Source organism: Mesorhizobium sp. YR577, assembly GCF_900116595.1.
Taxonomy (GTDB): domain Bacteria; phylum Pseudomonadota; class Alphaproteobacteria; order Rhizobiales; family Rhizobiaceae; genus Mesorhizobium_M.
This window is the reverse complement of the sequence record NZ_FPBI01000014.1, coordinates 23,827-36,748: the sequence shown is the minus strand read 5'-3', so window position 1 is coordinate 36,748 and position 12,922 is coordinate 23,827. Positions and strand designations below refer to the sequence as shown.

The 12,922-nt window shown below is 61.7% G+C and carries 16 protein-coding genes; 6 read left to right on the top strand and 10 right to left on the bottom strand.

Annotated features, from left to right (window positions below):
- Positions 1-196: 196 nt before the first annotated feature.
- The 3 genes from BM413_RS20265 to BM413_RS20255 form a co-directional block, all read right to left on the bottom strand.
- On the bottom strand, positions 197-1,246 hold the full coding sequence (locus tag BM413_RS20265; protein WP_091916366.1) for an ABC transporter permease: 1,050 nt from the start codon (positions 1,244-1,246) through the stop codon (positions 197-199).
- A gap of 183 nt (positions 1,247-1,429) precedes the next feature.
- Entirely contained in the window at positions 1,430-3,058 is a 1,629-nt protein-coding gene (locus BM413_RS20260) for an ABC transporter ATP-binding protein (protein WP_091916365.1), read from the bottom strand.
- Between the two features lie 67 nt (positions 3,059-3,125).
- Complete coding sequence (locus tag BM413_RS20255) at positions 3,126-4,157, bottom strand: BMP family protein (protein ID WP_091916364.1); 1,032 nt, start codon at positions 4,155-4,157, stop codon at positions 3,126-3,128.
- 377 nt (positions 4,158-4,534) lie between these two features.
- Here BM413_RS20255 and BM413_RS33185 point away from each other — a divergent pair, with 377 nt between their 5' ends.
- Together BM413_RS33185 and BM413_RS20245 are read left to right on the top strand one after the other, a co-directional pair.
- Entirely contained in the window at positions 4,535-4,678 is a 144-nt protein-coding gene (locus tag BM413_RS33185) for a hypothetical protein (RefSeq protein ID WP_091916363.1), read from the top strand.
- A gap of 69 nt (positions 4,679-4,747) precedes the next feature.
- Complete coding sequence (locus BM413_RS20245; RefSeq protein WP_091916361.1) at positions 4,748-4,960, top strand: hypothetical protein; 213 nt, start codon at positions 4,748-4,750, stop codon at positions 4,958-4,960.
- A gap of 98 nt (positions 4,961-5,058) precedes the next feature.
- Here the strand turns inward: BM413_RS20245 and BM413_RS33655 are convergent, their stop codons facing one another.
- Complete coding sequence (locus BM413_RS33655; RefSeq protein ID WP_244537943.1) at positions 5,059-5,484, bottom strand: DUF982 domain-containing protein; 426 nt, start codon at positions 5,482-5,484, stop codon at positions 5,059-5,061.
- Positions 5,485-5,591: 107 nt separating this feature from the next.
- On the opposite strand from BM413_RS33655, the gene BM413_RS33180 reads away from it, so the two are divergent.
- Both BM413_RS33180 and BM413_RS20230 read left to right on the top strand, forming a co-directional pair.
- On the top strand, positions 5,592-5,756 hold the full coding sequence (locus BM413_RS33180; protein ID WP_091916358.1) for a hypothetical protein: 165 nt from the start codon (positions 5,592-5,594) through the stop codon (positions 5,754-5,756).
- A complete protein-coding gene (locus tag BM413_RS20230) occupies positions 5,753-7,189 on the top strand; it encodes a GMC oxidoreductase (protein ID WP_091916357.1) in 1,437 nt (478 codons plus the stop codon). The genes BM413_RS33180 and BM413_RS20230 overlap by 4 nt, the downstream gene beginning before the upstream one ends.
- A gap of 14 nt (positions 7,190-7,203) precedes the next feature.
- Here BM413_RS20230 and phhA read toward each other — a convergent pair whose 3' ends face one another.
- Positions 7,204-8,037, bottom strand: coding sequence for a phenylalanine 4-monooxygenase (gene phhA, locus BM413_RS20225; RefSeq protein ID WP_091916356.1), 834 nt, complete (start codon positions 8,035-8,037; stop codon positions 7,204-7,206).
- Positions 8,038-8,157: 120 nt separating this feature from the next.
- Here phhA and BM413_RS20220 point away from each other — a divergent pair, with 120 nt between their 5' ends.
- On the top strand, positions 8,158-8,634 hold the full coding sequence (locus BM413_RS20220; protein WP_091916355.1) for an Lrp/AsnC family transcriptional regulator: 477 nt from the start codon (positions 8,158-8,160) through the stop codon (positions 8,632-8,634).
- Between the two features lie 6 nt (positions 8,635-8,640).
- Here BM413_RS20220 and BM413_RS20215 read toward each other — a convergent pair whose 3' ends face one another.
- From BM413_RS20215 to argB, 3 genes are read right to left on the bottom strand one after another with little or no spacing between them, the layout of a single operon-like run.
- The gene (locus tag BM413_RS20215; protein ID WP_244537947.1) at positions 8,641-8,853 is read right to left on the bottom strand and encodes a DUF2442 domain-containing protein; all 213 of its coding nucleotides are present in this window, start codon (positions 8,851-8,853) and stop codon (positions 8,641-8,643) included.
- A 10-nt stretch (positions 8,854-8,863) separates the two neighbouring features.
- Positions 8,864-9,127, bottom strand: a complete 264-nt coding sequence (locus BM413_RS20210; RefSeq protein ID WP_091916353.1) for a DUF4160 domain-containing protein — start codon at positions 9,125-9,127, stop codon at positions 8,864-8,866.
- Between the two features lie 15 nt (positions 9,128-9,142).
- Entirely contained in the window at positions 9,143-10,042 is a 900-nt protein-coding gene (gene argB / locus BM413_RS20205) for an acetylglutamate kinase (RefSeq protein WP_091916349.1), read from the bottom strand.
- A 308-nt stretch (positions 10,043-10,350) separates the two neighbouring features.
- Between argB and BM413_RS20200 the strand changes: the two genes are divergently transcribed.
- Positions 10,351-11,625 carry a glucoamylase family protein gene (locus BM413_RS20200; RefSeq protein ID WP_244537942.1) on the top strand — a complete coding sequence of 425 codons (1,275 nt, stop codon included), beginning with the start codon at positions 10,351-10,353 and terminating at the stop codon, positions 11,623-11,625.
- On the opposite strand, the gene msrB is transcribed toward BM413_RS20200, so the two are convergent.
- Positions 11,626-12,126, bottom strand: coding sequence for a peptide-methionine (R)-S-oxide reductase MsrB (msrB, locus tag BM413_RS20195; protein WP_091916340.1), 501 nt, complete (start codon positions 12,124-12,126; stop codon positions 11,626-11,628).
- 209 nt (positions 12,127-12,335) lie between these two features.
- The gene (locus tag BM413_RS20190) at positions 12,336-12,893 is read right to left on the bottom strand and encodes a fasciclin domain-containing protein (protein ID WP_091916336.1); all 558 of its coding nucleotides are present in this window, start codon (positions 12,891-12,893) and stop codon (positions 12,336-12,338) included.
- Positions 12,894-12,922 lie beyond the last annotated feature (29 nt).

Here is a 12,922-nt window from a genome sequence, read left to right as displayed (position 1 = left end):
TCTCCCCACCTGCCCTCTGGCCCGAGCGGGGTTATACCCCCACCCCTAACCCCTCCCCACAAGGGGGAGGGGGACGATTTCGTCGCCTTGCCCACCAAGAACGTTGAAGACTGGGGCCGGATGTTCGTGCAGCAAAGTTCCCCTCCCCCTTGTGGGGAGGGGTTAGGGGTGGGGGTCTCTAAAGCGTGCATTCTATTCACCGCCACCTCACCCGGAACCGCGTCAGCAGGATCGCCGTGACCATGGTCAGCAGCGCGGTCGCGACCATCACCTGGGCGATGTAGCTCGGCACGCCGGCGGTGCGGCTCATGGCGTCGGCGCCGACGAAGATGCCGGCAACGAAGATGGCCGAGGCGATGACGCCGAGTGGGTTTAGCATCGCGAGCATGGCAACGACGATGCCCGAATAGCCATAGCCGGGCGAGAGATCGAGGGTGAGATTGCCCTTCAAGCCGGACACTTCCGAGAAGCCGGCAAGGGCGGCCAGCCCCCCGGACAGAAGTGCCGTCTTCATCAGCACGCGGTTGACGGGGATGCCGGCGAAGGAGGCCGCTTCCGGATTGTGGCCGACGGCGCGCATCTCGTAGCCCAGCACCGTCTTCTTCATGATGATCCAGGCGATGATCGCCGCCACCACGGCGATGACGAAGCCATAATGCAGGCGCTTGCCCTGGATGATGCGCGGTAGCTGCGCCTCGGCGATGACCTTGGAAGATTGCGGCCAGCCAAGGCCCATCGGGTCCTTCAGCACGCCTTCGAGCAGCATGGAGACGAACAATAATACGATGAAATTGAGCAGCAGCGTCGTCACCACCTCGTCGACGCCGAAGCGGGTTTTCAGCACGGCCGGGCCAAGCAGCAGAAGCGCGCCGGCAGCCATGCTGGCGATCATGATGATGGGGATGAGCAGATAGGACGGCAGCGGCAGCGCGCCGGTACCCAACACCACGGTTACGACGCCGCCGATATAGAGCTGCGCTTCGGCACCGATGTTCCAGAGCTTGGCACGGAAGGCGACGGCGACGGCCAGACCGGTGAAGATCAGCGGCGTGGCCCGCGTCAGCGTTTCCAGCAGGGCGAATTGCGAGCCGGCCGCGCCCTTGGCCACGAGATAGAACACCGAAAAAGGCGACGCACCGGCGGCAAGCACAAGCAGCGAGGTTATGATCAACGTCACGATGACCGCGCCGACGGGAAACAGCAGCGTGACGCCCAGCGACGGTGCGGGTTTGGGTTCAAGCCGCATGTCGAGCTCCGGCTTTCCCTCCCCCTTGAGGGGAGGGTGGCCGCGAAGCGGTCGGGTGGGGTCGTCCGCGCAGTGCTCGACGTTCCTTTGCGTCGAGCACTGCCTTGACCGCCCTCCTCTGGCTGCTTTGCAGCCATCTCTCCCTCGAGGGGGGAGAAAGCGTCGCGCTGTGGATGCCCGCTATCACGCTGCCTGCCCCTCTTCGCCATGTCCCGCCATCAGCTCCCCCAACTCGCGGATCGTCCGCTCGCCGCGTTTCGATGGCGAGGACAGCCGGCCCTTGGACATCACCAGAATGCGGTCCGACAGCGCCAGCACCTCCTCCAGATCCTCGGAGATCAACAGGATCGCAGCCCCCCTCTCCCGCGCCTCAAGCAACCGACGATGGACGAAGGCGACCGCGCCGACATCGAGCCCGCGTGTCGGCTGGTTAGCGAGGATGACCGCCGGATCGGGATCGAGCGCGCGGCCGAGAATGAGTTTTTGCATGTTGCCGCCGGAGAGCAGCCGGATGCGCGCATCGGGCGAAGGGCATTTGACGTCGTAGTCGCGGATGATCTCTTCGGCGAAATTTTTGGCCGCCTTCCAGTCCAGAAAGCCGCGCCGGCTGAAGCGCGCAGTGGCGTAGCGCTCGGCGATGACATTTTCGGTGACGCTCATGTCGCCGATCGTGCCGACAGCGTGGCGATCCTCGGGGATGCGGGCGACGCCTCCGCCAAGGGCCGCGCGCGGCGACCAGTCGCGCATCGACGCGCCCTGAACGACCACCTCGCCCGAGGCTGGTTTCAGTACACCGGCAATGAGGGCGGCGAGCGTCGCCTGCCCGTTGCCGGAAACGCCGGCAAGACCGGTGATCTCGCCGGCACGAAGCTCAAGCGACAGGCCGTCGAGCCGATGCGAAGAACCCTGCCCGGCCACTGAGACATTTTTCAACTCGAGCGCGACGGGGCCGATCTTCGGCTCAGCCACTTTCGGGCTGGCGACCTCCTGCCCGACCATAAGCGATGCAAGTTCGCTACGGCTGGTCTCGGTCGTCACGCGCTCGCCGGCGAGTTTGCCCGACCGCAGCACCAGCACGCGGTCGCTGACGGCCATCACCTCATGCAGCTTGTGCGAGATGAAGATGATCGAAAGCCCCTGCGCGACGAGAAGCTTGAGCGTGCGGAACAGCGCGTCGGTCTCGGCCGGTGTCAGCACCGCCGTCGGCTCGTCGAGGATGAGGATGCGCGCGTCGCGGTAAAGCGCCTTCAGGATTTCGACGCGCTGCCGCTCGCCGACCGAAAGCGTGGAGACCGTCGCATCGGCGTTCACCGCGAGGCCGAAATCGTTTGCGAGTTTCGCGATGCGCTTTCGCGCCGCCGCGCGGTCGAGGCGCAGCTTCCAGGCGCTTTGCGTGCCGAGCGCGATGTTTTCCAGAACGGTCATGTTTTCGGCCAGCGTAAAATGCTGATGCACCATGCCGACGCCGGCATCGAGCGCGGCGCGCGGATCGCCGGGCGGAAGCTGCCTGCCAAAGACCTCGACCGCGCCTTCGTCGGCGACATAGTGGCCGAACAGGATGTTCATCAGCGTCGTCTTGCCGGCGCCGTTCTCGCCAAGTAGCGCGATGACCTCACCGCGATTCAGGTCAAAGGAGATGCCATTGTTGGCGACCAGCGGGCCGAAACGCTTGCTGATGCCGGCCAGGCGCAGGACGGGGGCGGCCTTCCCTCCCCCTTGAGGGGAGGGTGGCGGCGAAGCCGCCGGGTGGGGTTGGTGCGGCAGGGCTCGGCGTCCTCTTCTGCATGACTTGTTCAAGTGAAGGTCGAGCATTTTTGCTACGACCCCACCCGACCCGCTCCGCGGGCCACCCTCCCCTCAAGGGGGAGGGATAGTTGCGCTAGCTCGACTTCGGTTCGTTGTCGTTGACCTCGACGGTAACCGACCCGTCCTTGATCGCCTTTTCCTTTTCGGCGACCTTTGCCATCACCTCGGCCGGCACCTTGCCTTCGAAAGTGCCGAGCGGGGCAAGCGAGCAGCCGCCGGCCTTCATGAAGGAGTAGACGCCGTAGTCATCGGCCTTGAAGGACCCCGCCTTCACCTCGGCGATCGCCTTGTCGAGCGTCGGCTCGAAATGCCAGAGTGCGGAGGCAACCACGGTCTCGGGATAATCGGCCTGCGTGTCGATGACATTGCCGACCGCCAGAACCTTCTTCTCCTTGGCCGCGTCCGACACGCCGAAACGCTCGGCGTAAAGCAGGTCCGCGCCGCCATCGATCTGAGCGAAGGCGGTTTCCTTGGCCTTGGGCGGATCGAACCACGAGCCGATGAAGGCGACCTGGAACTTGGTGTCGGGCGCGCTTTCCTTCACGCCGGCCATGAAGGCGTTCATCAGCCGGTTGACTTCGGGAATGGGATAGCCGCCGACCATGCCGATGTTCTTCGACTTGGTCATGGCGCCGGCGATGATGCCGGAGAGATAGGACGCATCCTGGATGTAGTTGTCGAACACCGAAAAATTCGGCAGGGCGGCGTCGGGCTTGAAGCTCGACCCCATCAGGAAGGCAACGTCGGGATAATCCTTGGCAACGCTGCGGGCGGCTTCCTCGACGCCGAAGACCTCGCCGAGGATAAGCTTGTGGCCGGCCTCGGCATATTCGCGCATGACGCGCTCATAGTCGTTGTTGGAGGTGTTTTCCGAATAGACATATTCGATGTCGCCACGTTCCTTGGCAGCGTTGGCCGCCTTGTGGATGCGGCTGACCCATTGCTGCTCGACAGGCACGGTGTAGACCGCCGCGACCTTGATCGGGTCAGCCGCGAGCAGCCGCGTCGGCAGGCCGGCGACAGTGGCAAGGGCTGCAGTTGCGCCTGCGGCCTTCAGCACCGAACGGCGCGAGAGAGACGAAAAATCGATTCCATTTTTGGGCATTTTTGACCACCTCTGGCTGTTACGGGCTCAAGCCAAGTCCCGGCCCGTTTTTTATCATTTGGTCAACGGTATTCGAATTTCCGAAACCCGGCAATCGCTCGAAAAAGCCTTTCGCCAATGGTCAACAAGATCCGATGTATCGGCATATTGCGGTCAGTATTTTTGGATTTTCCGCGGTCGGCGCCTATATCAGTAATAATATTCGCCGCGCCGGCATAAAAAGTCTCGGCAGTACGTCATGTACAGCCCTCTCCTTTTGCGCCGGATCGGTATTGCAGAGGTACTTATGTTCGCCGGCGTGATATCCATCAGTTTCTGCGAATGCCGATGCAACGGCGCAGACCCTGAAACGACACCCGGAAAGGACCAAGAAGAACATGGCAAAAAAGCCGAACTACGACCAGGAGCGCAGGGATCGCGATCGGATAAAGGCGGCCAAGAAGGCTGAGAAGGCCGAAAAGGCCAAGGCAGCGAAGACGGAACGCAAACCGGACGATGCGAACGAGGCGGAGGCCAAGTAGACGCGCTGCCGGAAATACAATCACTTAGCGAGGTAAGCGCTTCGCATCGACCGAGTCAGGAGTACGATCATGAAGCTTCACGCAGCTGAACAGAAAATCGCCAAGACCGACACCGCCGCACGCCAGATCATGAGTGCGGAACTGGTCGCTCGGGAAAAGAAAACCGCGCGCCTGAAAGTGCTTCGACTCCAAAAGGAAGAAGCCGCACGCGTCGAGGAGGCAAACAACCCAGCCCCGGTGAAGCGCGCGCCTCGCAAGAAGGCTCTGCCGAAAACCGCTTAAAGCAATGCCGCGCAAAAGCGTGCAGCGGTTTTGCGATAACGACATGCGTAAAAACAAAGACTTAAAGCGCAAACGAACTTGAAAGATCGCGATGCGCTTTAAGCCACCGGTGCCTTGTCGCTCACCAGCACGTCCGCCTCGCGGGCGGCGGCGATGAAGGCCCGCCTGGCTGCCATGACCGGCTTGTCGCCGGCCTGGGCATCATGACAAGCCTGAAGCGCCGCACGGTGCTTCGGGCTTTTCTTTCCGGGCCAGCTGTTGAGAAGAAAATCAGACGCTTCGCGCGTGGTTTTCAGTATCAGTTGGTTGCCGGCGGCACCTTGTCTTACGGTAACCGGAACTTCAAATCGATCGCTTTGCATCCCTGCTCTTACGCCTTTGGTCTTGCGAAAGCGAGCACTTAGATGGCCGGGCTCTCGTACGGCGTCCTTTGCGGGGCAAATTCGATGCGCGGCGCCGAAGAAAACCGTTGAACGTTTCTTAACCCTTCCCGCAAACGCCCTGTAATCATAGCAAGACGGCATAAAGGAATGCCTGATATTGGCATGATTCTGGCAAGGATTTTAGCCAGTGTCCCGTTTCGCAACGAGGACGCGGCCGAACGCAACAACCCCTTGCCCGGAACATGGTCATGATCGCTATCGCTACCGCGAAACTCTCCCGCCGCTCGCTGATCCAGGCACTTCTCGCCTTGCCGGCCTTCGCCCTCATCCGCAAACTTCCCGTTCCAGCCCCCGATCCCGACGAAATCGTCGAGGTGAATGGCTGGATCGTTCGGCGGAGCGACCTTGCATGATCTTCGACAGTTACGAGGCGTTTCGCGCGGCAACCTTCACGCCCAAGGTCTGCATCATGGGCTCGGGCCCGGCAGGCATAACGATTGCCCGCAAACTCGGCGCTGCCGGCATTCCGGTGGTGATCTTCGAGGCCGGCTCGAACGAGTGGACGGAGGAGTCGCAGGACTTCTATCGCGGCACGACCGTCGGCGACCCCTATTTCGATCTCGACGTGACGCGGCTGCGTTATCTCGGCGGCTGCTCCAACCATTGGGCCGGCTGGTGCCGGGTGCTCGACGCCCATGATTTCACGCCCAAGGCCTGGGCGCCCGATACGGGCTGGCCGATCAGGCGCACCGATATCGAGCCCTATCTGAAGGAAGTGCACGACATTCTCGACCTCGTCGAGTTCCGTCCGGATGCGCCGATTTCGGACGACATCAGCTGGGTGCAGCTCATCAAGAGCCCGGCGGTACGCTTCGCCGAGAAGTTTTACGGCGACCTCGACAAGAGCCAGAACATTGCCGTGGTGCTGAATACCTATGTTCGCGAACTGGTCGGCGACGGCAAGCGCGTGACCGGCGCACATATCTGGTCCAACGGCGCGGACGCCGGACAATTCTCGGCCGACTATTACGTCCCTTGCACGGGCGGGCTGGAAAACTCCCGGCTGCTGCTGTGGTCCAACGAGCGCTCGAATGGCGGCGTCGTGCCGAATGCCACCGCACTCGGCCGCTACTGGATGGAGCATCCGCAGTTCGAAGGCGGCAATGCCATCCTTGCCGACTACGACGAATTCGAAGTCGACGGCGCCAACGAAGCCTTCTTCTCGCCAACGCCGGCGGCGATGGAACGCAAACAGATCATGAATTTCGGCATCAGGCTGATCGAGATGCCCTATCCCGGCGTCAAACGCCTGATCGCCGACCTTGCCTGCGTCGCACCCGACACCGCCGAATGGGCGGCCTATCAGCTCAGTCTCAATCTCCGCTGTGCCGCCCAGCTTTATGTCGGCTGGGAGCAGGCGCCAGATTTTTCCAACCACGTCGCCCTGTCGAAGACCGCTACCGACCATACCGGCGTGCCGCGCATTGAGCTCAACTGGAAGAAGCGCGAGATAGAGCGCCGCACGATTCTGGAAGGGTTGAAGCTGTTCGGCGAAACGATGGTCGCAAAGAATCTCGGCCGCGTGCGGCTGGCCGATTGGCTGGTCAAGGGCGAGGACTACCCCACTGACCAGGAGCTTGCCGGCCACCATCATATGGGCGGCACCCGCATGAGCGACGACCCGGCCAAGGGTATCGTCGACGGCGACTGCAAGGTCCACGGCATGGACAATCTCTATGTCGGCGGCTCGTCGGTGTTCGCGACGTCGGGGCAATGCAATCCCACGACGACGATCGTCTGCCTGGCCGCCCGGCTGGGCGACCATCTCAGTCACAAGATCGTCTGAACGGCGACCGTCGATCAGACCGTCGCGGGATCGAGCGGCGGCTCATCCTTGCGGCGCGCGATGATCGCGGCCAGATCCTCGTTCTGGAACGCGTCGCGCAGCGCCTCGAAGGACGGCAGCACGAAATAAGCGCGCTGGAACTTGTCGATCTCGTAAGCGGTGCGCATCACCGTTTCGAGGTCGAACGGCACATGATGCGCATCCGGGCTTTCCACCGCGAACTGCAATTCGCTGAACGATGACATCAGGCCGGCGCCGAACGCCTTCAGCGGTTGGCCGGGCTCCTGCATCAGGCTGTACTCGGCGGTGTACCAGTAGAGCCGCGAGATCATGTCGTTGCCGCCCAGCGCAATGAGTTCGCTGGCCTTCGCGCCGTAAAGCTGCATGAAGTCGGCAAAGGCCGGCTGGGACAGCGCGGGCACATGGCCGAAGAAATCATGGAACATGTCGGGCTCGACGATGTAATCGAGTTCGTCCTTGGTGCGCAGCCAGTTGGTGACCGGGAAACGCCGGTTGGTCAGGTGAACGAAGAAAGGTTCGGCGGGAATGAGTCCCGGCACCGCGACGAGCTCCCAGCCGGTGAGCTTGCGCAGTTTCTTGCTGACCTCATCGAAATCCGGAATCTTGTCGACCAGACCGAGCGCCTCGACGCCATCAAGATAGGAGCGGTGCGCCAGCTTTTGCGTCAGCCTGGTCTGGCGGTCGCAGAGTGTACGCCAGACTTCCTGCTCGCTGTCTGTGTAATCGTAGTCCTGGCTGACGGTAAAATCGGAGCGGCAGACCGAATAGTCGCCACGCAACCCTTGAGCCGCGCATTCACGGGCATAGGTTTCGACGCTGATGTTCATGAGCAAATCCTCCACATGGACGAAGGATAACGCGGGAGGTCGAGCGATTTTTGCTTCAATGTTCACGCGATCGAGGAATTTGAGGTATATTGCACCATAAACTCGGAAATTGGAGTGGATATGCCTCAATTCGACGATTACGAGATCAAGATGCTCGATATCCTCCAGCGCGACGGGCGCAAGCCGGTATCGGAACTGGCGCAGGAAATCGGCCTCTCGACCACGCCCTGTGCGCGGCGCTTCGATGCGCTTCAGGAAGCTGGCGTTATCAAGGGTTTCGGTGCAGTCATCAGCCGGCGCGCGGTGGGGCTGACGGTGGAGGTTTTCATCCAGGTTCGGCTGACCAGCCACAGCGACGAATCGCCCGAACGCTTCATCGCCGCCGTGCAGCGCATGGACGAGGTGTCGGCCTGCTGGACGATGACCGGCGACCACGATTTCCTGCTGCATGTCATGGTGCCGACGGTCGACGAACTCAACCATTTCGTCATGCACCGCTTGATGCGGCTTTCAGGCGTGCGCGACGTTCACACGCAACTGGTGCTGCAGAACATCAAAGGCCCGGGGCACGTGCCGCTCGGGCATCTGCGGGGGTGATGCTGATCAAGCCGCTTCGACTTTTGGACCGGGGCGCGTCTGATCGCCTTTGCCCGCGAGCAATCCCTCGACGGAAATGTCTTCGTCGAGTTCTTCCCAATGCAGGCCACGGCTGCTGATGGTGACCTCTTCGCGTTGCGACGGAGAGGCGCGAAGAAGCCTTGGGAACCATGCGAGCGGAACACTCAAAGTGCGGCCATCAGACAGGTCGACCCACATGCTGTCCTGATCAAAGCGAACGCTGGTTGCCTTCACCAAAGAAATCATCCCACACTCTCGTTATCTCTTCGCGCCGCTGCTCAATGATCTCGGTCAGTTCCCGCAAAGTGCGCGCGTTGAAACCATCATTGTATTCTACCAGAACATCGGGCCAGAGCCAAAACTTGGCATCTACGCTGTCCTTCAACACGTGGATGTGCACGGGTTCTCGTGGATCGCCTTCATTGGAATAGAAGAGAAAACGGAAGCCCTTGTAACGAAATACGACCGGCATCCAGTGGTTTCCTTGTCAAGGAACGATCAGCGTTCCGGCACCATGCTCCGTGAACAGCTCCAGCAGCACCGAATGCGGCGTCTTGCCGTTGAGGATGACGACGCCTTCGACGCCGCGCTCGATGGCCTCGATGCAGGTCTCGACCTTGGGGATCATGCCGCCGGAAATCGTGCCGTCCTTGATCAGCGCCTTGGCCTGGGCGACGGTCAATTCGTCGATGAGGTTCTTGTCCTTGTCGAGAACGCCGGGCACGTCCGTCAGGAACAGCAGGCGCGAGGCGCCGAGCGCGCCGGCGATGGCGCCGGCAAATGTGTCGGCGTTGATGTTGTAGGTGTGGCCGTCACGGCCCGGAGCCACCGGCGCCAGCACAGGGATCATCTCCGAGCGGGCCAGCAGGTCGAGCAGCGTGCGGTCGACCTCGACCGGTTCGCCGACGAAGCCGAGATCAAGCACGCGCTCGATATTGCTGTCGGGGTCCTTGACCGTCTTGTGGGCTTTTTCGGCAAAGACCATGTTGCCGTCCTTGCCGCACAGGCCGATGGCCCATTCGCCCTCGGCATTGATGAGCGCGACGATCTCCTTGTTGATGGAGCCGGCCAGCACCATCTCGACGATCTCGACGGTCTTTTCGTCGGTGACGCGCAGACCGCCCTCGAATTTGGATTCGATGCCCATCCTGGCCAGCATCGCCGCAATCTGCGGGCCGCCGCCGTGGACGACGATGGGGTTGACGCCGGACTGCTTCAGAAGCGCGATGTCGCGGGCGAAAGCCTGGCCAAGCTTGGCATCGCCCATGGCGTGGCCGCCATATTTCACCACGACGGTCTTGTTCTCGTAACGCTGCATATAGGGCAGAGCAGCCGATAGGAGATGCGCCTGCTCGGCAGCCGTGGCAGCTTTTTCCGTCGATGTCATGAGATGTCCCCGTCGGATGGAAATCGGCGGTTACTTAGCGGCAAAGGAGATTCGGAGCAATCGGTGGAAGCGAGAAAGCTGCGCTGGGGCTTCGCCGATCGCTGATGTTTCCAATGTTCACGACGCTGTGCACGGCACCTCGTCCTTCCCGCCTTAAATAAAGCCTAAACCGAAGCCTGTTTCATTCGGTAATGCGACATGCAAATGACAACGGCCCTCTTTCGAACCCTTCCAGCCTGGATGACCCGGCGCCAGTGAAGGACTCGATCCACTCAGCTTCGACTGCAGAACCCGCGCCGGATATCGACATGGCGTTGCTGGACCGGCTCCAGCGCTCCGCCTTCGATTACTTCATCGAATATTCGAACCCCGCAAACGGGCTCGTTGCCGATGCCACCAGCCCCGGATCGCCGTGCAGCATTGCGGCCGTCGGTTTCGGGCTCTCGTGCTATCCCGTCGCCGTCAACCGCAACTGGATATCGCGAGACGAGGCAATCACGAGAATCCTGGCCACGCTACGGTTCTTCGAGCAATCGGAGCAGAGCCGGCACGTTCACGCGACCGGCTACAAGGGTTTCTACTATCATTTCCTCGATATGCAGACAGGACAGCGGGTCTGGAACTGCGAGCTTTCCGTCATCGACACGGCAATACTCGTTGCCGGCATGCTGACGGCCGCGAGCTTCTTCGACGGCTCCGATCCTCGCGAAGAGGAAATACGCGCAAGTACCGCGCGCCTCTACAACCGCGTCGACTGGCGATGGTCGCAGGGAAAGGACGGGTTCGTCCGCCTGGGCTGGAAGCCGAAGGGCGGGTTCCTGCGCTTCAGCTGGAAGGGCTACAGCGAAGCCTTGCTGTTCCTTGTCCTCGGGCTAGGCTCCCCAACATTTCCCCTGCGCGAGGACGCGTATCGGCAATGGCTGGAGAGCTGCGACTGGCTCGATACGAAAGACGGCGGATATCTCTATGCCGGGCCGCTTTTCATCCACCTCTTCCCGCAGGCCTGGATCGATCTTCGCGGTCTCGCAGACACTTTCTCGGCCCAGCGCGGCATCGACTATTTCGAGAACACGCGACGGGCGATCGCTGAGCACCGGCGCTACGCGATACGCAACCCCAGGAGGTTCACGGGCTATGGCGAACACCTCTGGGGACTGACCGCCTGCGAGGGACCGAGACGACGGCTGGTGCTCAGGAACGGCGAGCGGCAGGGCTTGATGGGCTATATAGCGCGCGGTGCGCCGTCGGGCCCGGACGATGGAACCGTTGCCCCCTGGTCCGGCCTCGCATGCCTGCCCTTTTCACCCCATGCGGGCTTCGACAACCTGACCCACATTCTCTCGCATTACCCCCGGCTGCTAAAGCATGGCCGCCTGCCGGACAGTTTCAACCCGAGCGTTCGCACCACCCATCCCGAGGGTTGGATATCGCCGCGCAGCGTCGGGCTGGATCAGGGGCTTATCGTGATGATGGTGGAGAATTTCAGAACCGGGCTGGTCTGGGACCTCATGCGCAAAAGCGAACCCGTGAGACGCGGGCTCGCCGCTAGCGGTTTCAGCGGCGGGTGGCTGGATCGAGTGTGACTACGCCGTTGCCGGCTTGAAGTTCAGGGCGACGCCATTGAGGCAATGGCGCTTGCCGGTCGGCTGCGGACCATCGTCGAAGATGTGGCCGAAATGACCGCCGCAGCGGCGGCAATGAACCTCGGTGCGGGTCATGAAAAGCGTGTTGTCTGTCTTGGTGCCTATCGCATCAGGCAGTGACTGCCAGAAGCTCGGCCAGCCGGTGCCGGAATCATACTTGTTCTCGGATGAATAGGCGGCCAGATCGCAGCCCGCGCAGTGGAAGATGCCCTTGCGCTTCTCATGGTCCAGAGGGCTCGAGCCGGGCCGTTCGGTGTCTTCCTGGCGCAGCACGGCGAATTGCTCCGCCGACAGGAGCTTGCGCCATTCATCGTCGGTCTTGGTAACCTCAAAGGTCTCGGCGATGGCATCCGTGGGCCTGCCCATGCGCCACAACGCCGTCGTGCCGGCCAGCAATGCGGCGGCTCCGGCACCTGCCAACAGAAAATCGCGGCGATTCATTTGGACTTCTCCTCTTGCACGCAAACTATGTCACGCCCGGCATCACGCGCCAATCAACTCCGATTGAGACTGATACGAAAACGCCCCGCATCATGGGCGCGCTTGAAGCGGCGATGCGGGGCGTATCCGATTGCGCCGGGTCGCAGGAGCCCTATAGCTTCCCGGCGCAATCTAGGCCTGAGACGGCCTTCGAAACAGCGAGCCGCCCATTACATCTTGGGCAGCAGCACCTTGTCTATGACGTGGATCACACCATTCGACTGCTTGACGTCGGCGATGGTGACATTGGCGGTGTTGCCATTCTCGTCCGTGACGGTGACCTTGCCGCCTTCGTCCTTCAGCGTCAGTTCGCAGCCGCCGGCGGTCTTGGCCTTGTGAGAGCCGCCGTCATCCTTGACCATTTTCATGACCACGTCGGACGTCGCATTGGCGGCGATGACGTGGCAGGTCAGGATCTTGGTCAGCTTCTCCTTGTTCTCCGGCTTGATGAGCTCTTCGACCGTGCCCTTGGGCAGCGCGTCGAAAGCTTCGTTGGTCGGAGCAAAAACCGTGAACGGACCCTTGCCCTGCAAGGTCTCGACCAGGCCGGCAGCCTTGACGGCGGCAACGAGCGTGGTGTGATCCTTCGAGTTTACCGCGTTCTCGACAATGTTCTTGTCTTCGAACATGGCCGCACCGCCGACCTTCGGGTTTTCGGCATAGGCGACCGTGGCGAGAGCGGAGAGCGCGACTGCGCCGGCGAGAATGGTGGAGGTGAATCTACGCATTTTGTAACTCCCTGGGTTATTCCACATTC

Coding starts and splice junctions, on each gene's coding strand:
- argB (WP_091916349.1), bottom strand. CDS start 10,042: ATGACATCGACGGAAAAAGCTGCCACGGCTGCCGAGCAGGCGCATCTC.
- BM413_RS20220 (WP_091916355.1), top strand. CDS start 8,158: ATGCCTCAATTCGACGATTACGAGATCAAGATGCTCGATATCCTCCAG.
- BM413_RS20265 (WP_091916366.1), bottom strand. CDS start 1,246: ATGCGGCTTGAACCCAAACCCGCACCGTCGCTGGGCGTCACGCTGCTG.
- BM413_RS33185 (WP_091916363.1), top strand. CDS start 4,535: ATGGCAAAAAAGCCGAACTACGACCAGGAGCGCAGGGATCGCGATCGG.
- BM413_RS20210 (WP_091916353.1), bottom strand. CDS start 9,127: ATGCCGGTCGTATTTCGTTACAAGGGCTTCCGTTTTCTCTTCTATTCC.
- msrB (WP_091916340.1), bottom strand. CDS start 12,126: ATGAATCGCCGCGATTTTCTGTTGGCAGGTGCCGGAGCCGCCGCATTG.
- BM413_RS33655 (WP_244537943.1), bottom strand. CDS start 5,484: ATGCCGTCTTGCTATGATTACAGGGCGTTTGCGGGAAGGGTTAAGAAA.
- BM413_RS20200 (WP_244537942.1), top strand. CDS start 10,351: ATGGCGTTGCTGGACCGGCTCCAGCGCTCCGCCTTCGATTACTTCATC.
- BM413_RS20190 (WP_091916336.1), bottom strand. CDS start 12,893: ATGCGTAGATTCACCTCCACCATTCTCGCCGGCGCAGTCGCGCTCTCC.
- BM413_RS20260 (WP_091916365.1), bottom strand. CDS start 3,058: ATGCTCGACCTTCACTTGAACAAGTCATGCAGAAGAGGACGCCGAGCC.
- BM413_RS20230 (WP_091916357.1), top strand. CDS start 5,753: ATGATCTTCGACAGTTACGAGGCGTTTCGCGCGGCAACCTTCACGCCC.
- BM413_RS20215 (WP_244537947.1), bottom strand. CDS start 8,853: ATGTGGGTCGACCTGTCTGATGGCCGCACTTTGAGTGTTCCGCTCGCA.
- BM413_RS20245 (WP_091916361.1), top strand. CDS start 4,748: ATGAAGCTTCACGCAGCTGAACAGAAAATCGCCAAGACCGACACCGCC.
- phhA (WP_091916356.1), bottom strand. CDS start 8,037: ATGAACATCAGCGTCGAAACCTATGCCCGTGAATGCGCGGCTCAAGGG.
- BM413_RS20255 (WP_091916364.1), bottom strand. CDS start 4,157: ATGCCCAAAAATGGAATCGATTTTTCGTCTCTCTCGCGCCGTTCGGTG.
- BM413_RS33180 (WP_091916358.1), top strand. CDS start 5,592: ATGATCGCTATCGCTACCGCGAAACTCTCCCGCCGCTCGCTGATCCAG.